General features: G+C 44.3%; 19 protein-coding genes. 11 read left to right on the top strand and 8 right to left on the bottom strand.

Features of this window, described 5'->3' with window-relative positions:
* Window positions 1–43: 43 nt before the first annotated feature.
* Window positions 44–433: a Co2+/Mg2+ efflux protein ApaG gene (apaG, locus tag ABDD94_RS02685; protein WP_345949354.1), complete on the bottom strand. Its 390-nt coding sequence runs from the start codon at window positions 431–433 to the stop codon at window positions 44–46.
* A 30-nt stretch (window positions 434–463) separates the two neighbouring features.
* On the bottom strand, window positions 464–1,456 hold the full coding sequence (gene dusB, locus ABDD94_RS02680; protein WP_345954564.1) for a tRNA dihydrouridine synthase DusB: 993 nt from the start codon (window positions 1,454–1,456) through the stop codon (window positions 464–466).
* Window positions 1,457–1,501: 45 nt separating this feature from the next.
* Here dusB and ABDD94_RS02675 point away from each other — a divergent pair, with 45 nt between their 5' ends.
* From ABDD94_RS02675 to ABDD94_RS02655, 5 genes are read left to right on the top strand one after another with little or no spacing between them, the layout of a single operon-like run.
* A complete protein-coding gene (locus tag ABDD94_RS02675) occupies window positions 1,502–2,443 on the top strand; it encodes a CPBP family intramembrane glutamic endopeptidase (RefSeq protein WP_345954563.1) in 942 nt (313 codons plus the stop codon).
* Window positions 2,443–2,655 (top strand): DUF2007 domain-containing protein, encoded by a 213-nt coding sequence (locus tag ABDD94_RS02670; RefSeq protein ID WP_345949357.1) that lies wholly within the window; start codon window positions 2,443–2,445, stop codon window positions 2,653–2,655. The genes ABDD94_RS02675 and ABDD94_RS02670 overlap by 1 nt, the downstream gene beginning before the upstream one ends.
* Entirely contained in the window at window positions 2,652–3,488 is an 837-nt protein-coding gene (locus ABDD94_RS02665) for a phosphatidate cytidylyltransferase (protein ID WP_345954562.1), read from the top strand. Before ABDD94_RS02670 ends, ABDD94_RS02665 begins: the two co-directional genes overlap by 4 nt.
* Window positions 3,489–3,518: 30 nt before the next feature.
* The gene (locus tag ABDD94_RS02660; RefSeq protein ID WP_345954561.1) at window positions 3,519–4,181 is read left to right on the top strand and encodes a phosphatidylserine decarboxylase family protein; all 663 of its coding nucleotides are present in this window, start codon (window positions 3,519–3,521) and stop codon (window positions 4,179–4,181) included.
* Window positions 4,182–4,208: 27 nt separating this feature from the next.
* Complete coding sequence (locus tag ABDD94_RS02655; RefSeq protein WP_345949360.1) at window positions 4,209–4,370, top strand: hypothetical protein; 162 nt, start codon at window positions 4,209–4,211, stop codon at window positions 4,368–4,370.
* Window positions 4,371–4,440: 70 nt separating this feature from the next.
* Here ABDD94_RS02655 and ABDD94_RS02650 read toward each other — a convergent pair whose 3' ends face one another.
* Both ABDD94_RS02650 and ABDD94_RS02645 read right to left on the bottom strand, forming a co-directional pair.
* Entirely contained in the window at window positions 4,441–5,406 is a 966-nt protein-coding gene (locus ABDD94_RS02650; protein ID WP_345954560.1) for a MoxR family ATPase, read from the bottom strand.
* A gap of 12 nt (window positions 5,407–5,418) precedes the next feature.
* Window positions 5,419–6,795, bottom strand: a complete 1,377-nt coding sequence (locus ABDD94_RS02645) for a peptidylprolyl isomerase (protein ID WP_345949362.1) — start codon at window positions 6,793–6,795, stop codon at window positions 5,419–5,421.
* A gap of 182 nt (window positions 6,796–6,977) precedes the next feature.
* On the opposite strand from ABDD94_RS02645, the gene ABDD94_RS02640 reads away from it, so the two are divergent.
* Together ABDD94_RS02640 and ABDD94_RS02635 are read left to right on the top strand one after the other, a co-directional pair.
* Window positions 6,978–7,520, top strand: a complete 543-nt coding sequence (locus tag ABDD94_RS02640) for a hypothetical protein (protein WP_345954559.1) — start codon at window positions 6,978–6,980, stop codon at window positions 7,518–7,520.
* Window position 7,521: 1 nt separating this feature from the next.
* Window positions 7,522–8,109 carry a non-canonical purine NTP diphosphatase gene (locus tag ABDD94_RS02635; RefSeq protein WP_345949364.1) on the top strand — a complete coding sequence of 196 codons (588 nt, stop codon included), beginning with the start codon at window positions 7,522–7,524 and terminating at the stop codon, window positions 8,107–8,109.
* Between the two features lie 120 nt (window positions 8,110–8,229).
* Here ABDD94_RS02635 and ABDD94_RS02630 read toward each other — a convergent pair whose 3' ends face one another.
* Window positions 8,230–10,512, bottom strand: coding sequence for an OstA-like protein (locus tag ABDD94_RS02630; protein ID WP_345954558.1), 2,283 nt, complete (start codon window positions 10,510–10,512; stop codon window positions 8,230–8,232).
* A gap of 50 nt (window positions 10,513–10,562) precedes the next feature.
* On the opposite strand from ABDD94_RS02630, the gene tilS reads away from it, so the two are divergent.
* Both tilS and ABDD94_RS02620 read left to right on the top strand, forming a co-directional pair.
* Window positions 10,563–11,891 carry a tRNA lysidine(34) synthetase TilS gene (tilS, locus tag ABDD94_RS02625; RefSeq protein WP_345954557.1) on the top strand — a complete coding sequence of 443 codons (1,329 nt, stop codon included), beginning with the start codon at window positions 10,563–10,565 and terminating at the stop codon, window positions 11,889–11,891.
* 4 nt (window positions 11,892–11,895) lie between these two features.
* Window positions 11,896–12,393, top strand: coding sequence for a hypothetical protein (locus tag ABDD94_RS02620; protein WP_345949367.1), 498 nt, complete (start codon window positions 11,896–11,898; stop codon window positions 12,391–12,393).
* Window positions 12,394–12,448: 55 nt separating this feature from the next.
* On the opposite strand, the gene ABDD94_RS02615 is transcribed toward ABDD94_RS02620, so the two are convergent.
* The 3 genes from ABDD94_RS02615 to ABDD94_RS02605 all read right to left on the bottom strand — a co-directional run bounded on the left by ABDD94_RS02615 (window position 12,449) and on the right by ABDD94_RS02605 (window position 15,007).
* The gene (locus ABDD94_RS02615) at window positions 12,449–13,105 is read right to left on the bottom strand and encodes a hypothetical protein (protein WP_345954556.1); all 657 of its coding nucleotides are present in this window, start codon (window positions 13,103–13,105) and stop codon (window positions 12,449–12,451) included.
* A 167-nt stretch (window positions 13,106–13,272) separates the two neighbouring features.
* The gene (locus ABDD94_RS02610) at window positions 13,273–13,917 is read right to left on the bottom strand and encodes a hypothetical protein (RefSeq protein WP_345954555.1); all 645 of its coding nucleotides are present in this window, start codon (window positions 13,915–13,917) and stop codon (window positions 13,273–13,275) included.
* Window positions 13,918–14,044: 127 nt separating this feature from the next.
* Window positions 14,045–15,007: a 2-oxoglutarate and iron-dependent oxygenase domain-containing protein gene (locus tag ABDD94_RS02605; protein WP_345954554.1), complete on the bottom strand. Its 963-nt coding sequence runs from the start codon at window positions 15,005–15,007 to the stop codon at window positions 14,045–14,047.
* A gap of 191 nt (window positions 15,008–15,198) precedes the next feature.
* Here ABDD94_RS02605 and ABDD94_RS02600 point away from each other — a divergent pair, with 191 nt between their 5' ends.
* Together ABDD94_RS02600 and ABDD94_RS02595 are read left to right on the top strand one after the other, a co-directional pair.
* Window positions 15,199–17,037, top strand: coding sequence for a DUF6600 domain-containing protein (locus ABDD94_RS02600; protein ID WP_345954553.1), 1,839 nt, complete (start codon window positions 15,199–15,201; stop codon window positions 17,035–17,037).
* A gap of 74 nt (window positions 17,038–17,111) precedes the next feature.
* A complete protein-coding gene (locus ABDD94_RS02595; protein ID WP_345954552.1) occupies window positions 17,112–17,543 on the top strand; it encodes a thioredoxin domain-containing protein in 432 nt (143 codons plus the stop codon).

Here is a 17,543-nt window from a genome sequence, read left to right as displayed (position 1 = left end):
GGCTCTTTCAGGAACCAGGACTTTCAAAAATGTGTTATTACTATTAGTTCATTTTGAACGGTGCGACCAAATAGAACTCAGGTATTTGTGCATCGAACAGGCTGTTATCCAATAGACGCTGCATCTGGTATTCACCTTTCATGCTGCCCATATCTGTCTTTAAATTACACCCCGATATATACTCGTGCGATTCACCTGGTTCAATTATAGGCTGCTGACCAATCACGCCTTCGCCTTCCACTTCCCGGCGGCTGCCGTTTGAGTCGAATATATGCCAGTGGCGGCGCATGAGCTGAACGGTGTAATCACTTAAATTCTCAATATGTATTTTATAGGCGAACATATAATGCTCGTTTGCCGGATTAGAATATTCAGGCTGGTACTGTGTTTCAACCGAAATCCTAACCCCGTCTGTAATTGTAGTAGTAGCCATATCCAAAGTTATATTATCGCAAATCAATAATCAAGCCATTTCAGCTGTATATCTTTCATTTATTTGCCATAAAATGTCAAATAGCTCCTCGATATTTTCCGTTGATACCAGTCTCGTCCTGAACTCTTTAAAGTTTTCCAACCCCTTAAAGTAGTTCGAATAATGGCGGCGCATCTCAAAAACACCTGTTTTAGGGCCTTTCCACTCTATTGATTTTTGCAGGTGTGTTTTACAAACATCAATACGCTCGGCAATAGTAGGCTTTTCGCGATGCTCTCCGGTTTCAAAAAAGTGTTTTACTTCTCTGAATATCCAGGGATAACCAATAGCCGCTCTGCCAATCATCATACCATCTACACCATATTCTAACCGCCAGTTGGCTGCTTTTTCGGGCGAATCAATATCACCGTTACCAAAAATTGGTATCTGTATGCGTGGATTTTTCTTGATCTTGCTTATTAAGGTCCAATCGGCTACGCCTTTATACATTTGAGCGCGGGTACGGCCATGTATGGTAAGAGCTTTAATGCCTACATCCTGCAGGCGTTCGGCCACTTCATAAACGTTTTTAGTGTTATCGTCCCAGCCGAGGCGGGTTTTTACAGTTACCGGCAGGTGTGTAGCTTCCACAACAGCTTTGGTCATGGCTACCATTTTATCAATATCCTGCAACAAGCTGGCGCCGGCGCCACGGCAAGCTACGTTTTTAACCGGGCAACCGTAATTAATGTCCATCAGATCGGGCCCGGCTTGCGTGGCAATCTCCGTAGCCTCGCGCATGCTGTTAATATCACTGCCAAAAATCTGGATGCCAATGGGGCGCTCATACTCAAATATATCCAGCTTTTGCCGGCTCTTTGCGGCGTCGCGTATCAAGCCTTCAGACGAGATAAACTCTGTATACATCATATCCGCACCGTTTTGCTTGCACACATAGCGAAAGGGCGGGTCGCTCACATCCTCCATGGGCGCCAGCAACAGCGGGAATTCTCCTAAATCAATATTTCCTATTTGTACCGACATGCTTATCTTTAACCACCGCAAAAATACGAATTTTGCGGCAACTCTATGATCACTGAAAAACCAGAATATAAAAGCAAGGCAGACTTTACCCCTACTGTACAGTTTGTTATCTTTTGTGCAGTTGCCATTGGCTTAATTACTGCCGGTAATGTTATAGCAATGGGCATTATATTTATGCTTTATGGTTTAGATGCCTTAAAGCTTATTATGGCTATGAACTTGACCTCTCCGCAAGCAATACAGTCGCTTTGGCTATTGCAGATTGTGGGAACAACATTACCTATCCTGTTTACACCAATCGTGTTCAGCAAATTTATTGTACGCAATACATCAGCATATTTGCTTGCCGGCACGCGCTTTCCGCTGGCATTACTGGCCATTGTTTTCTCGCTGATGATCATGAGCAGCCCTGTTATGGAAGTGCTGATTAACCTTAACCAAAAAATGGTACTTCCTGATTTTTTGAAGGCCATTGAAGATTGGATGCGCTCATCAGAAGAGGCGGCGCAAAAGGCTACTGAGGCTTTGTTAAAGATGAACACATGGTTGGATATGGTCAAATGCCTGCTACTGGTTGGCCTGGTAACGGCCATTGCTGAGGAACTAATGTTCAGGGGGGCACTACAAACTATATTTATCAGGTGGACCAATAACCCCCATCTGGCCATATGGATCACGGCAACCTTGTTTAGCGCATTCCATATGGAGTTCTTTGGTTTTTTGCCGCGGTTAATGCTTGGTGTATTTTTTGGCTACTTTGCTTATTGGAGCGGCAGCGTTTGGCCTGCGGTATGGGCTCACTTTTTAAATAACGGCTCGGCAGTGGTGTTAACCTACCTTTATCAACATAAAAAGCTCAACATTGACCCCAATAACCAGCATGCCTTTAATTACAGTTTGTATGCTTTAAGTTTGATAATTACTGTAGCTTTGTTATTAATTTACCGTAAAACAGCTCTCGAAAGAAACAACCTCAGCGCGCATTAATGGAAAAAAACTGGGTTAAAATTTATACCTCAACCGATTACTATCAGGCCGAGATCATTAAACAAGTGCTTATTGAGCACGAGATTGGCGCCGTACTCCTTAACCGGCAATCATCATCACACCGTAACTTTGGCAATGTTGAAGTTTACATTCACGAAGAAGATTTTAGCAAAGCCATTGAGCTGATGGTAATGAACCAGATTAGTTTATGAAAACACGTGCTATAACCGGCATTATCTTTATTGTGGTAATGCTGGGTTCATTTTTTGCCGGTCCGGCGGTATTTGGCCTATTTTATTTACTGCTCGGCATCATTTGCCTGCAGGAGTTCTATAAACTTCTTAAAAAAGCAGGCTTACATCCCAACCTTCCGGCAGGCATCATTAACGGCGTTTTAATTTTTGGCTACTTTGCTTTATTGTGCTACCGTAATGCAACCGCTACACCCGATGCCGCATTTGATTTTCCGCTTTACAGGTACGTATTTTTATTGCCGGTAACGCTGGCTGCTATACTGGTATGGGAACTTTACCGAGAGTTTAATAATCCGTTTAGTAATATAGCCTATACTTTATTCGGGATTATATTCGCACTTATTCCGTTTTGCTTTTTCCATGCACTGGCTTATGTAAGCACCGGCTACAACCCGCATTTTCCAATGGCTTTTTTGTTTATGCTTTGGGCTAATGACACGGGTGCTTACCTGGTTGGCCAGCAGTTTGGCCGTACCAAGCTGTTTGAGCGGCATTCTCCTAAAAAGACCTGGGAAGGCTTTATAGGCGGCGTTTTGATCAGCGCACTGGTTGGCTACATCATTAGCTTGTATTTTAACGAGCTACCCTGGCGTAACTGGGTATCTATTGCTATTATTATAGGTACCGTAGGCACTCTGGGCGATTTAATAGAATCGATGTTTAAGCGCAGCATCAACATTAAAGACAGCGGCGGCATTTTGCCAGGCCACGGTGGCTTGCTTGACCGCTTTGATGGATTGCTGCTTGCGGCTCCGGTTGTTTTTGCCTATTTGTACCTCATTTTTAATTAGTATTTTTGCTTTCTTTTATTTCAATAAGCTATGACTTTTCATAAAGAAGGATATACCTCCATGGCCCTGTGCATTCTGTTTATATTTGTACTGAATGCGCTGGTGCACTTTTTTTATCCGGATGCCGTAGTGCTCAAATGGATTGTATACATCCTGTCGTTTTTACTGTTTGTGATTATCCTGCAGTTTTTCAGAAGCCCTAAATTTGCCATAACAACGCATAACCAGCATGTGATTTGCCCGGCAGACGGCAAAGTAGTGGTGATTGAAGAGGTGGAAGAGACCGAATATTTGAAAGACAAGCGCATCCAGATTTCAGTTTTCATGTCGCCTGTTAATGTGCACGTAAACCGTAACCCTATAGCAGGTGTGGTAAAATATTTCAAGTATCACCCGGGTAAATATCTTGTTGCGTGGCACCCTAAATCATCTACTGAAAACGAGCGTACTACCATTGCCATTGAAAACCCGGAAGGCGTAACCGTACTTTTCAGGCAAATTGCCGGTGCCTTAGCCCGTCGTATTGTTTGGTATGTTAAAGAAGGACAGCAAGTGGAGCAGGGCCAGCAATTTGGCTTTATTAAATTTGGTTCACGTGTTGATATCTTCTTACCTATAGGTACACAAGTTAATGTGAACCTGGGTGATAAGGTAAAAGGCGGCCGTACTATTTTGGCCGAACTAACAGCTTAATTGCTTAACCATTTAAATCTTATAACCATGAACAAGTTTGTACTCACTCTGGCTGCTGCCATGGCACTATCGGCCACTCAATCATTTGCACAAGATAAAGGCAAAAAGAAATGCGGTGGCGATTGTTGCAAAAAAGAAGCTAAGGCGGCTACGTTAAAGAAGACTAATACGGCCGTTAAAAAAGCTTAGGTATTTATATTAAAAAGGAAAAGCCCGTTTGACAACATCAAACGGGCTTTTCCTTTTAGCATTTTAGCATTTAAAACAACTGCTCTATAATCTGATCTGTACTCAAGCCTTCAGCTTCGGCGTGGTAACTGCGTACTATGCGATGCCTTAAAATAGGCTTGGCAACGGCCTGTACATCCTCAATATCGGGCGAGTACTTACCGCTGATTACCGCATGACATTTAGCACCTAAGATTAAAAACTGCGACGCACGAGGGCCCGCGCCCCAATTGAGTAAACGCTTAACCTGCGGTGTAGCCAGTTCACCCTGCGGACGTGTTTTAGACACCATGCGCACGGCATATTCCAACACATGATCTGTAACCGGGATATTCCTTACCAATTGCTGAAACTCTATAATCTCGCGTGCACTAATTACCTTGTTCAGTTGCACAGTATTCGTGCTGGTTGTATTCTTTACAACTTGCAACTCTTCAGCAAATGATGGATAACCTAGCGTAACGTTAAACATAAAACGGTCCAGTTGAGCCTCCGGTAAAGGATAGGTACCTTCTTGTTCAATAGGGTTTTGGGTAGCTAACACAAAAAACGGCTGATCCAGCTTATGGGTAACACCTGCCGCTGTAACCGCCTTTTCCTGCATGGCCTCTAAAAGAGCGGCCTGCGTTTTCGGCGGCGTACGGTTAATTTCATCGGCCAATATAATATTCGAAAAAATAGGGCCTTTTATAAACTTAAAGTGCCGGTCTTCACCCAATATTTCCGCACCGATAATGTCTGACGGCATTAAATCTGGCGTGAACTGTACCCTGTTGAAATTAAGATCGAGCACGCGAGCAATAGTTTGCACCAATAAGGTTTTAGCCAAACCGGGCACACCTACCAACAAGCAATGGCCATTGCTAAATATAGAAATCAGTACCGACTTTATAACTTCATCCTGGCCTACTATAACTTTCCCTATTTCGGCCTTTGTGTTTAAGTATGCCTGCCTTAAGGCATCAGCAGCTTCTACTTCTGAACGGTACGACGACATACAGTTGGTATATTATGGCTTAATTTGAGCGGTTTGCGTTGTATTTACCCATTCTTTTAACTGAGTGCAAGATTGAAACTCAGGATCGATGCGTACATAGGTGTTCTTTCTTTTCTTTTCAAACCACTCACTTACTGTACGGTTAGTTTTATCGGCTTGCGCGTTCTCTTTTAATCGCGGAAGATCTTGCGCAAGGTTGGCCTTATGCGCATTGGTTACCGAACGCAGGTAAAATACCTTATAGGTAGATTTACCGTCTTGCGCTGTTACCAACTGTGGTTTCGAAATACTGTTTACCTTCATGGTATCAACAACCAGCGCTACCTGCGGATCAAGCTTATCGGTTGGGATAAGCGTTGAGCGCGACTGCACATCCTCCGCATTCATTAACATACCACCGTTGTACTTGGTCTCTTTATCGTCTGAATAAACAGAGGCAGCGGTAGAAAAATCGATCTGGCGATTCTTGGTGATCAGGGTATAAACACTATCGGCCTTAAGCCTCGCACGCTCTAAGCTGGCTGGCGTGGTAGCCGGCGTTACCAGTACGTGGCGCGCATGTACCTGCTCACCCCTGCGCTCAATAACCTGCAAAAAGTGAAAACCGTAATCGGACTCGAACACGGGAGATATTTCACCGGCTTTAAGTTTAAACGCCGTTGCTGTGAACTCTTTTACCATTTGAGAGCGATCAAAGAAACCCAAATCACCACCATCAGGCGCTGAACCCGGATCTTGCGAATACAGACGGGCTATCGTACCAAAATCTTCGCCGTTTTTAACACGGGTGCGTAAGCCTTCTGCCTTGTCTCTGTAAAATTGCTTTTCATCTTTGTTCAGTTTGGGCTGAAACACAATTTCGCCAACCTCTACCTCTTTGTTATAAGAGGGAAGGCTATCTTTAGGAATACGCTCAAAAAAACGCTGCACTTCCTGCGGAGTAACGCTAACCTTCTCGGTAATTTTTTGCTGCATCTTTTCTGCAACCAATTGCTCCTTAATATCCGAACGTATCTCATCCTTATACTGGATTACAGAGCGGCCCAGAAACTGCTCGAGGCGGTCTTGCCCGCCGGCACGCTGAATCATACCGCGCATACGGCGGTCAATTTGTGCGTCTACATCATCTTCAGTTACACTAACGCTATCTATTACGGCCTGTTGAGCCAATAACTTTTGCGTCAATAACCGACCTAAAATAGAACACTTAATGGCAGGGTCGGGTGAGCCGCCCTGTGCCAGGTACTGTGCGTATGATAACTCAATATCTGATTTTAAAATAATGCTTCCCCCTACTACGCCGGCCACTTTATCCAAAGTGTTTTTTTGCGCGTGGGCAAGGGTAAATGTCAATAAGCAACTTAATAATACAATTCCAAACTTTCTCATGTACACTTTAATTGAGCGCTTGCCTTAGTATGCAGCAAGCACTTGAAATAAACCTCCGAATTTCGCAAATTTTCTGCACTTCGGCGGTATAAATATAGCATTATATACCTGTGGCATAATAATATGCGAATATGCCCATAAAGCTACAGATGCTTTAGTTATTTTTGTTAAAATTTGTTAAAGTGAGACCCGATACAACGCCGGCCCAACTACGCCACTTTTTAACCGAAGAACTTTATTTGCTCGCAGCGGATAAAGCGTTTTATGGCAACGCCTCTGCTGCCCAGGCACCTGTGCCAGATGCTGCTCCACAAGAGCCTGCCATCGTTAAAGAAACGCCCGCTTTAACATTTAAGTACTTAGGCGGCAATCAAAAAAAGATGCTTGTATTATGCCATTACGCTGATGCCGAATATATGGCAGATGCACATTTAACAGCGCTTACCAATACCATAGGCCGCCTGGGTTATACCCTAAATGATGTGGCCATTGTTAACCTTTTCAATTATGAGGACTCGGCCTGGCCTCAATTAAACAGTTTTTTTCACCCTCAAAAGCTGCTGATATTAGGCAATGCCGCCTGTCCGCAAGGCTTGCCTAAACTTGGCCAAAACCAGATGCAACCATTAGAGGGTTTAAAAGCGCTCTATACTTATAGTTTTACTGAAATGATAGGCCAGAAAGAGAACACTAAAACTTTTTGGACCCAGATACAAACCTTGTAATATGCCCGCCACCTTAGTATTTGCCACCCACAACCAGCACAAGTTACAGGAAGTTGCCGCTAAAACGGGCGATAGTTTGCATTTGAAAAGCCTTACTGATATTGGCTGCCACGATGAGATCGTAGAAGATGGCACCACTTTCAGGCAAAACGCATCTATTAAAAGCCGTTACATATACAATAAGTTTCACCTTAACTGTTTTGGCGACGACAGTGGGCTGGAAATAGAAGCCCTGAACAATGAGCCGGGCGTTTACTCGGCACGTTATGCCGGCCAACATGGACAACACGAAGCCAACATTAATAAAGTTTTACAAAATCTGCAAGGCGTTACTAACCGGCGAGCCTGTTTCCGTACGGTAATTTCCCTGATCTGGAATGGTGAAGAGCACTTTTTTGAAGGCACTATAAACGGCAACATACGCCAGGAAAAGGCCGGGGCTGAAGGTTTTGGCTATGACCCGATCTTTGAGCCCGACGGCTATAATATCACTTTTGCCGAGATGAGCATGGCCGAAAAGAACCGCATCAGTCACCGCGCTATAGCGATGGAAAAGCTAATTGCTTTTTTGAATGAACAGGCGGTTTAATATTGATATGGGCAACTACGTTAGACTGCTGCCAGCTAATACTTATCTATTTCTATCCCTCCTCAGCGCGGATTTGCTTTGCAAGCTTTTTCCGCTTTCTCTTATCAATATAAAGCCCAATTAAGGATTCACTCTGGAGCTATCACGCCTCGTAGGCTTGGTGGTAGTGCCAGGACCTTTCATGGTACTGTCTGGCATAGGGCGTTTAACTGTTGCCGGATCTACCAGCGGTGACCCCGACTTGGTTGCAGTGGAATCGGCAGGTGGCGGCTTAATGCCTGGCGGGCTTGATTTGCGGCTCGTGCCTGCTGGCGCTTTTGCAAGTGTCTTTTTAACCGGCATCTTTCCTGTAGGCTTTTTCCTGGCCAATGGCGATATGATGGATTCCTTAGATACAGGCCGGTCTTTAGGTTTCCAGATAAAGCCTTTTAATATCTTATCATCGTCGGTAGCCTTGTCAATCGGCTTAATGTTTTGTTCTACTTTGGTATACTGTGTAATATTGCTGGCGCTGTTATTTTTAAAATTAACCCGTATGCGGCTGCTTATAGTACGCAGTAACTGGGTTACTACACCGCTATCGCGGTTAAAGTAAATAGTTTCGGCATTACCATCTACAAACAGGCGCTGCAGCTTGTTGTCGGCAAAAAAGCCCCGCATACGTTTGCCGGCCACCTGATTAAAATGGGTGGAGTCATTCTTTTCGATATTGACCGTAAAGGCCGAAAGGAATATATCCATGTTATCCAGCTTCTTGTTTTTTAACTGCAAATAAATCGTATCACCAGAAATTTGTGATCCTTGAGTCCAGAACATAGGGTTCACAAAGCAACGCATGGTAGAATCGCTGTAACTGTAGAACATAGAATCTGCCTTGGCCTGTAAATCCGACTTAAATATTTTTGCATTATGATGAGCGCTCAGGATACGGATACGGGCCGTATCACTCAAAGTAAACTGCCTTTGCATAAATACCGAATCGGGCCGCGAGGGCTTCACAGCTAAAACCGGCTTTTTCTTCAATGTCGAGTCTTTTACTACCTTCTTCTTTTGTGTTGTATCTACCGGTTTAGGTTTGCCAAAATAGTCGGGCTTTAAAAAGCTCATATCCATCTTAATATCGGCGGGCGGCATCGGTATCAGGTTTTTAGTAGTTGAAAGCCTTAAAGGCGTCTTTTTAACTATAGCCGCTTTTGTTGCCATTAAACTCGTATCGCGTATACCGGCCAGCCGCATTTTCTCTTGCATGGCGCGCAGTACTTTGTTAGTAACAATCTGGGTTTCGAGCGTGTCGGCACCCCAGTAAATGGTATCGCGCTTAACACGCGGTGGCGGCTTTACGGCTAATGAATCATTACTGGTTGCTGTGCTTTTAACCGGTAAATTTTTGGCATTCGCTGTAGATTTAACCACAGGTAAGCTAGTGGCAGGCGTTGATTTTTTGGCAGCCGTGTTTTTGCTCCCCTTTACCGGAGCTGGTGGTACAACAGCCGAGTCTTTTTGTGTAGTATCACGCTGCTCGGTTATAAATATGGCGTATGGGTTTTGGGTGACTATTACACGCTCATCAGCTTTATAATAAGTTCCAAGCTGGCCTTTAATGGTCACCTTTTGCTCCTTATCATCAAAAGTTACATTCTTTACTGCCCTGCCATATCCCTTTAAGCGGTCAAAATAAAGGCTATCGCCTTTTAACGATTTTGTATTTTGCGTGTACAAATTCTTTTTACTGAAGAATGCCTCTTCGGTAATGGTATGGTACTCGCCTCGCTCGGTGTACAGTGTATCTTTGTCTTTACCAATAATTCGGGTAGGGCCATAAAAGTAAGATATACGGGTACCTGAATTGTAACGCAAGGTATCGGTACGGATAGTAGCATCAATAGTAGTGAGTACCACATTGTATCGAAAGTAAGCATCACGTGTGGACGCAAAATAATAACCGTTTTTGCTGATCAGGGTATTGTCCTTATTTACCAGCTTACCACCGCCTGTATAAGTACCAATGCGGGTAGCGGTATTGTACGTAAGGTAATTAGTTGTTAAAGTGGCGTCGCGGTCAACCATGCGTACATTGTCTGTAACCAAGGCCACGTGTGTATTACCGTTGTAATACAGCTTATCACCATAAACGTTCAGCGTATCGCCCTGATTAATGTTCACATTGCCGAAGGCGTCAAATGAATTTTTTTGCGGATAAAAATAGGCGCTGTCTGATCGTAGTGTAGAATTCTCTTGTTGAAAAATGCCCTTGTATACCTTAATAACATCTTCTCCATTGCGCTTCATGCCCTCACTGCGGTCTGACCGAATCAGATTAACTATGGTAGTTTTGGGCTTTCGTTGTGCAGTAGCCGTGGCAGCAATCAGTAACAGGATGTATATAAAGAGACATTTTCTCACGCTGCAAAATTAGTTGTTTGGTTGCGGTTATTAAATTAATAATTTTGGCTATGCTGCCGGTTCATCGTTTTACTGCCTTTATACAACAGCACCACCTGTTTGAGGCCCAAAGTTCGGTACTGGTTGCCGTAAGCGGCGGCATGGACTCGGTACTGCTAACGCATCTGCTTAAAGCGGCCGGCTACAAATTTGGCATTGCACATTGCAACTTTCAGTTGCGAGGCGCCGAGGCTGATGCCGATCAGCAATTTTGCCGGCAACTGGCCATTAATATGCAGGTGCCTTTTCACACTATCAACTTCGACACCACAGGTTACGCCATCGAGCATAAAGTCTCCATCCAGATGGCAGCCCGTGAGCTGCGTTACCAATGGTTTGAACGAGTGCGGCAACAACATGGTTACCATACCGTTGCGCTGGCACATCACCAAAACGACACAATTGAAACTATATTGTTGAACCTTACCCGCGGCACCGGCATTGCAGGCTTGCATGGCATTTTGCCCCAAAACAACCAGTGGGTACGTCCTTTATTATACTTAAACCGGGGGGAGATTGAAGAGCTGATGAAATTAAACAACCTGGCTTACGTTGAGGACAGCTCCAATGCATCAACCAAATATGCGCGCAACAAGCTGCGGCATGAGGTAATACCCCGACTAAAGGAGTTAAACCCTAACCTCGAAAACACCTTTGAACGCAACCTAACCCATTTCCGGGAATTAGAGCAACTACTGGAAATGCAGCTGGCAGCCCTGAAGAAGGAATTGCTGTTACCTCATGGTAATGAAGTTCATTTACCACTGGATGGTATTCGCCGGCTTACGCCACAACGGTTGTTGCTCACTGGCCTGTTGAAAGAATTTGGCTTTAACGAAACTACCATAGACGACCTGATTACCGCCCTGCCTAAGCACAGCGGACGGGTGTTTGATTCGGGCACACACACCTTGATACTTGACCGTGAACGACTAATTTTAACACCCAAACAGCATCATATACCTGCGCCTGTTCTTATACAGGCAGATGACACTATTGTAGCTTATGGCATTAACCATATACAAATAACACAAGCTGAAACACCTTTTACTATACCGCAAAACCCTAGCATTGCAGCCGTTGATTCAGATTTACTAACTTACCCGCTAACCTTGCGCAACTGGCAACAGGGCGATTATTTTATACCGCTGGGGATGGCCGCCCGTAAGAAGTTAAGCGACTTTTTCATCAACCAAAAGATTCCGCTGCATCAAAAAACAAAGGTGCCCTTAATTGTAAATGGCAACAATGAAATAATTTGGCTTGCAGGTTACCGGCTCGACAACCGGTATAAATTAACACCGCAAACTAAAAAAGTTGCTATCTTCGAATTATTATAAAGTCATGACAGCTACAAAACCGGTTTTTACTGAAAAGCAATATCTTGGCCGCGAATGGATACCGGTTACCATACGGCTTGCGTTGGCTATGGTGTGCTTTGCCGTTTATTTTTTTAAAGATGAGAATGAACGCAATGCCGACTTACTGGTAGTTGTAGGGTTTGCAATCGTTATATTGTCTATTATATTGGGTTTTGTAGTACACTTCAGTACCAGGGTGCAAAATAAAAGCATTTTACTAAACGGCTTGTGGACCACCCGCCTTGTTAAAATTGATCTGAACAGTATTGTAAAGGTAGAAACCGCTCCTTACAGCCGCTACCTGTTCAATAACCCGGTATATAACCTACACTCAAAAGGAACCATTAGGTTTTACACGGCAGGTAATGACGCCATTCATTTAACCGACCGCGATGGATTGGTATATATAATTGGCTCACAGCACTGCAATGAGTTTTTAAGAGCCATACAGGGAGAAATGGCAAGTAAGAATCAAGAGTAAACAATACAGATGCAATGGCTCTTACATTTAAGTGCCCAACTCTCACCTCTAATTCTTAAAAAACTGTAAACACCCCTCTTGTATATGGCAGGTTGCGTGTTAGTTTTTCCATTTGCCGTTCAAACACGTCTTTCGACTCCACCGACCCCATTTCATTCATCTTTTTTGAGTAACGCCACAGCAATTCGCCATCGGTACCGTTAGCTACTTTTATAGTTAGGGTTACTTCTGCTGTTTTATCATAACCAAATATAGCTGCCGTTACAACCCCTGCATTTGGTGTGTTTTCCTTACGCAGCATATCGCCAAAAATAACGGCATCTACGCCTAAAGCTCTGGCAATTTCATCTTTAGAGTAAACGTCTAAACTACCAGTCATGCCGGCCTGCTGCAACAGGCGATTAGTTTCAAGCACGTTCTGAAAGCGGACTTTGTATTTAAAGAATTCACGCAGCAGCGAGGAGTAGACCTCGAATTGTACTTGCTGGGCAAGTTCTGCCTCCTGGCGGGCGTGCCATACCGTATCCAGATTCTTCGGCGTTTTACGGTACGTTATCTGCACATCAAACGGCAGTATAGCAACGGTGTGGTGCGCTTTGATAGCTTCTTTTAAGTGCGGGCTTTTGTAAACTTGCTTGGCGGGTTCCAGCAACTGGGCCATAGCCTGACAGGCGAAAAGACATACGGCGAGTATGAGTATAACTTTTTTCATGATAAGGTTTTTAAGTTTTTACAACAGACTGCAAAAACACGAAAAGGTTACACGAGGGGTTGAAAAAAATCAAGGCTTTTACTGTCATCTATAGGATACAATGCTATAAAATAAAGAAGCCGGCTTATAAATAATAAGCCGGCTTCTTTATAAAAAGATTTTACGAATTATTTAGAATAAGGGAAGTTTCTTGACAGCTTACGCATCTGCCTTTCTACCACATCATCTGTTGATACACCTAAACTTTCGTTCATTCTTTTAGTATAACGCCAGATTAACTCACCGTCTGCACCGTCCGAAATCTGTAGAGTTATAGCACCTTCGCCGGTTTTACCACCAAAGCCACCAAATAATGCTGCCGAAACAATAGCACCCGCTTCGGTCTTGGTACTTTGTTGTTCAAAAGTACCGTAAATAACAGCATCAACACCGAGTATTTTAGCTATCTCATCTTTTGTATGTATATCTAAGCTATCAAGTACCTTGTATTTTTTCAAAAGTGTATTTGTTTTATCTACGTCCTGAAAGCTCACACTGTAGTTATCTGCTTTACGTAACAAAAAAGTGTACATGCTCGACTGCACCGATGTGCCCAGTTTAATTTCCTGCTGACGATTACCTTCTGCATCAAACCCTTTTGGTGGTTTCTTATAACTGATTTTGGCAGTAAATGGCAATATGGCTACTAACTTGTGCTTCGCTATCGCTTCCTTTAACTTGGGGCTTTCGTAAATTTGCTTAGAGGTTTCAAACTGAGCAGATGCTTTAAAAGCGATAAATAGAATTGTGAATAAGAGTAAGGTTTTCTTCATACTAATTTGATTTTTCTATAAATATAGAAGTATGCTAATGACTGCAAAATACTTTCAAATAAAAAAAGCCGGTTTGTCAACCAGCTTAAAAATTTTAAATTAGAGAAAATCTTATTGTAATTAATAGTTACTTTTTCAGCCCTATCTCTCGCAATCTTTCATCCAGGTATTCGCCGGCAGTCATGTCGCTGTACAGTTTGGGATGCTGCTCATCAATACAGCTATCTAAACTGGTAAGATCCATGTTTGATTTAGGATGCAAAAAGAAAGGTACCGAGAAACGTGAATTTTTCATTTCTTCACGTGGCGGGTTAACTACACGGTGCGTGGTCGATTTCAGCTTGTTATTGGTTAAGCGCTGCAGCATATCGCCAACGTTCACTACCACATCCTCGCCATGGGCTTTTACCGGAAACCACTCGTTCTCGCGGGTAAGCAGCTCTAATCCATCAGCGCTGGCGCCAATTAGCAAAGTAATGAGGTTAATATCCTCATGCGCGCCGGCACGCACCGCATCAGGAGCCAACGAATCAGGATCCTCAATGGGGAAGTAATGCAGCGTACGCAATATTGAATTACCATTACGCACTTTATCATCAAAGTAGCTTTCGGGCAGTCCTAAATAGGTGGCAATAGCTTCCAGTAGTAAAGTACCTGCTGCTTCCAGCTTTTGATAAACCTCACGTGTTACAGTATTAAAATCAGGCAGTTCCTCTACATATACATTATCAGGGTACTGATTTTTAATAGGGTCACCATCGGAAACGGTTTGGCCAATTTGCCAAAACTCTTTCAAATCGGGCACTTTAAACCCTTTAGCAGTTTCTTTGCCCTTGCTGGTGTAACCACGCTGGCCGGCCAGTTCGGGCTTTTCGTACTTAAGCTTTACGTCCTCGGGCAACGCAAATAAGGCTTTCACCTGTTGGTAAAGGCTGTCTATTAATTCCTTGCTTAGCCCGTGGTTGGTAATGGTCACAAACCCCGTTTCGTTAAATGCCGTACCTATGGCATCCGAGAATTTTTTACGGCTCTCCGCATCGCCATTCTTGTAGGTATTTAAATCTAACCGCGGAATATTTACTGTACTCATAAGTCCTTATTTGAAATTGATGGGTAAAATTATTTAATAAATACTACAACGTAGCAGCATGTAAAAAAATTCTTTCAATAGGTGATAAGCCTCTACCACAAACTATTTACATACAATACACAACAAACGTTAAACGCTTTTGCTTTATATGTGTCCAACCTTCAGCAATTAAGCCATTAATACCTATTATAATGAGAAGGTTTATCCAATATACAAAGTTATGCTGCCTGGCCCTTTTGGTTACCGTGGCAGTGTCTCATAAAGCAGCCGCTCAAGACGATGAAATAACATTTCAGGATTTTTACGATGAGCTGCAACAATACGGCACCTGGCTTGACGACCCCGAATACGGCAGCGTATGGGTACCCGATGCAGACCAGGATTTTAAGCCTTATGCCACCAATGGCCACTGGGTAATGACCGAGTATGGTAATACCTGGGTGTCCGATTACGATTGGGGCTGGGCTCCGTTCCATTACGGGCGCTGGCGGTTTGATGATTATTATGGCTGGGAATGGATACCAGGCTATGAGTGGGGACCAGCCTGGGTTGACTGGCGCAGCGGCGATGGCTATTATGGCTGGGCGCCACTTGGACCAGATGTAAGCCTGGATGCGGCCTTTGGTAACGATTATTCCATTCCAGAAGATTATTGGGTATTTGCTCCGCAGGCTTACATCAACAGCCCGGTTATATACAATTACTATGTGCCACGCCCACGTATTGTAAACATCTTTCGCCGTACTAACATTATTAACAACTTTTACACCCGCAACAGCCGCCGTTACATTGCAGGGCCAAGGGCTTTTGATATTGAAAGAGTTACCCGCAACCGTGTGCAAGTCTATAACATTAATAACCTGAACAGACCCGGTAGACTTTCTATCCGTAATAATGACTTAAATGTTTACCGCCCGCAGGTTAGACGGGTAGATTATGCGCGTCCCGGCCGTGTGGTAAATGCAAGTGCTTATCGCAATGCTAATCCAAACTTTCGCATTGGTGACCGCAACAGGGGCGCTTCAGTAAATTATCAAAATGCAGCCCGGCTGGCTAACATTGCCCGCAGTAATGATGCCGCTAACCGCAATGTAGTTAGAATAAACAGTAACCGTAATGATAACCGCCCATATAACAATAACCGCGATAACAGACCAAACCAGCCTTCATTTCCCAACCAGGGTAACAGACCTAACTGGCCCGACAGGCAAAGCGACCAAAACGGAAATAACAGCTGGCAACGCCGCCAGCAAAATCAAAACGGGCAACAATTAAGCGACCAGCAACGTAAAGAAGCCGAGGAACGCCGTCAGCAATTTGAGCAGCGCAGGCAACAACAGCAAACCGGCGACCAACAACGCCAGCAGCGTGATTGGCAACGCCAACAGGTGGAGCAGCGCAGCCAGCAGCAACAAGGCACACCGCAACAGCAAGGGAATGACCAGCAACAACAGCAGCGTGAACAGCAACGGAGAGATTTTGAGCAACGCCGCCAGCGTGGGCAACAACAAACTGAACAACAGCGACAACAGGCCGATCAGCAGCGCGAACAGCAACGCCAGCAGTTTGAACAGCGCCGCCAGCAGCAGCAAGCTGACCAGCAGCGCCAGCAGGGTGATCAATTACGCCAGCAGCAAGAGCAACGCAGGCAACAACAGGATCAACAACAAGCCCAAATGCGCCAGCAGGCTGAGCAGCAGCGGCAGGCGCAAGCTGATCAACAACGCCAACAACAAGATCAACAAAGGCAGCAGCAAGACCAGCAGCGTCAACAACGCGAGCAGGCCGAGCAGCAACGCCGCCAACAACAAGATCAACAACGCCAGCAGCAAGACCAGCAGCGTCAGCAACGCGAGCAGGCTGAGCAGCAACGCCGCCAACAACAAGATCAGCAACGCCAGCAGCAGGAGCAACAAAGGCAACAACGCGATCAGCAGCGTCAGCAACAAACGGAGCAACAGCGTCAGCAGCGAGAAACGCAGTCTGAGCAACAACGCCAGCGTCCACAACGTGGCGATCGCCGCCCTTAGATAAAACGCAATAAAATAAGCAGCCTGAATAAACAAAAGGCTGCTTATTTATTATAAACTTGTATTTGACAATAATGATGAAACTACTATTTAAAACTTTACTGGTGCTTTTATTTGTAGGTGCTTTGGCACAAACCGGAAAAGCACAGATCAACTTTACAGCAACCAATTGGCAACAAGCATTAAAGCAGGCTTCGGCTCAAAAAAAGCTCATCTTTGTAGATGCATACGCTACCTGGTGCGGCCCCTGCAAAATGCTCAAAGCCACTACTTTTAGGGACAAACAGGTAGCCGAGTACTTCAATAAAAACTTTGTAAATGCGGCATTAGATATGGAACAGGGTAATAACCCAAGTTTGGCTCAGCAGTGGGGCATGCGCGCCTACCCTACCTTAATTATTTGCAACTCTAAAGGCGAAGTGATATTAAACACTGTTGGTTACATCAACGCCAAAGATTTGATGCGTTTTGCCCAGGATGCACTGGCATCTAAAACAGGTATATAA

Origin of the sequence: Mucilaginibacter sp. PAMB04168 (assembly GCF_039634365.2) — a bacterium.
Classification (GTDB): domain Bacteria; phylum Bacteroidota; class Bacteroidia; order Sphingobacteriales; family Sphingobacteriaceae; genus Mucilaginibacter.
This window is presented reverse-complemented; position numbering and strand designations above follow the sequence as displayed.

Excerpts from the sequence above, each read along its gene's own strand:
- apaG (WP_345949354.1), bottom strand. The coding sequence starts at position 433 with ATGGCTACTACTACAATTACAGACGGGGTTAGGATTTCGGTTGAAACA.
- dusB (WP_345954564.1), bottom strand. The coding sequence starts at position 1,456 with ATGTCGGTACAAATAGGAAATATTGATTTAGGAGAATTCCCGCTGTTG.
- ABDD94_RS02675 (WP_345954563.1), top strand. The coding sequence starts at position 1,502 with ATGATCACTGAAAAACCAGAATATAAAAGCAAGGCAGACTTTACCCCT.
- ABDD94_RS02670 (WP_345949357.1), top strand. The coding sequence starts at position 2,443 with ATGGAAAAAAACTGGGTTAAAATTTATACCTCAACCGATTACTATCAG.
- ABDD94_RS02665 (WP_345954562.1), top strand. The coding sequence starts at position 2,652 with ATGAAAACACGTGCTATAACCGGCATTATCTTTATTGTGGTAATGCTG.
- ABDD94_RS02660 (WP_345954561.1), top strand. The coding sequence starts at position 3,519 with ATGACTTTTCATAAAGAAGGATATACCTCCATGGCCCTGTGCATTCTG.
- ABDD94_RS02655 (WP_345949360.1), top strand. The coding sequence starts at position 4,209 with ATGAACAAGTTTGTACTCACTCTGGCTGCTGCCATGGCACTATCGGCC.
- ABDD94_RS02650 (WP_345954560.1), bottom strand. The coding sequence starts at position 5,406 with ATGTCGTCGTACCGTTCAGAAGTAGAAGCTGCTGATGCCTTAAGGCAG.
- ABDD94_RS02645 (WP_345949362.1), bottom strand. The coding sequence starts at position 6,795 with ATGAGAAAGTTTGGAATTGTATTATTAAGTTGCTTATTGACATTTACC.
- ABDD94_RS02635 (WP_345949364.1), top strand. The coding sequence starts at position 7,522 with ATGCCCGCCACCTTAGTATTTGCCACCCACAACCAGCACAAGTTACAG.
- tilS (WP_345954557.1), top strand. The coding sequence starts at position 10,563 with ATGCTGCCGGTTCATCGTTTTACTGCCTTTATACAACAGCACCACCTG.
- ABDD94_RS02620 (WP_345949367.1), top strand. The coding sequence starts at position 11,896 with ATGACAGCTACAAAACCGGTTTTTACTGAAAAGCAATATCTTGGCCGC.
- ABDD94_RS02615 (WP_345954556.1), bottom strand. The coding sequence starts at position 13,105 with ATGAAAAAAGTTATACTCATACTCGCCGTATGTCTTTTCGCCTGTCAG.
- ABDD94_RS02610 (WP_345954555.1), bottom strand. The coding sequence starts at position 13,917 with ATGAAGAAAACCTTACTCTTATTCACAATTCTATTTATCGCTTTTAAA.
- ABDD94_RS02605 (WP_345954554.1), bottom strand. The coding sequence starts at position 15,007 with ATGAGTACAGTAAATATTCCGCGGTTAGATTTAAATACCTACAAGAAT.
- ABDD94_RS02600 (WP_345954553.1), top strand. The coding sequence starts at position 15,199 with ATGAGAAGGTTTATCCAATATACAAAGTTATGCTGCCTGGCCCTTTTG.
- ABDD94_RS02595 (WP_345954552.1), top strand. The coding sequence starts at position 17,112 with ATGATGAAACTACTATTTAAAACTTTACTGGTGCTTTTATTTGTAGGT.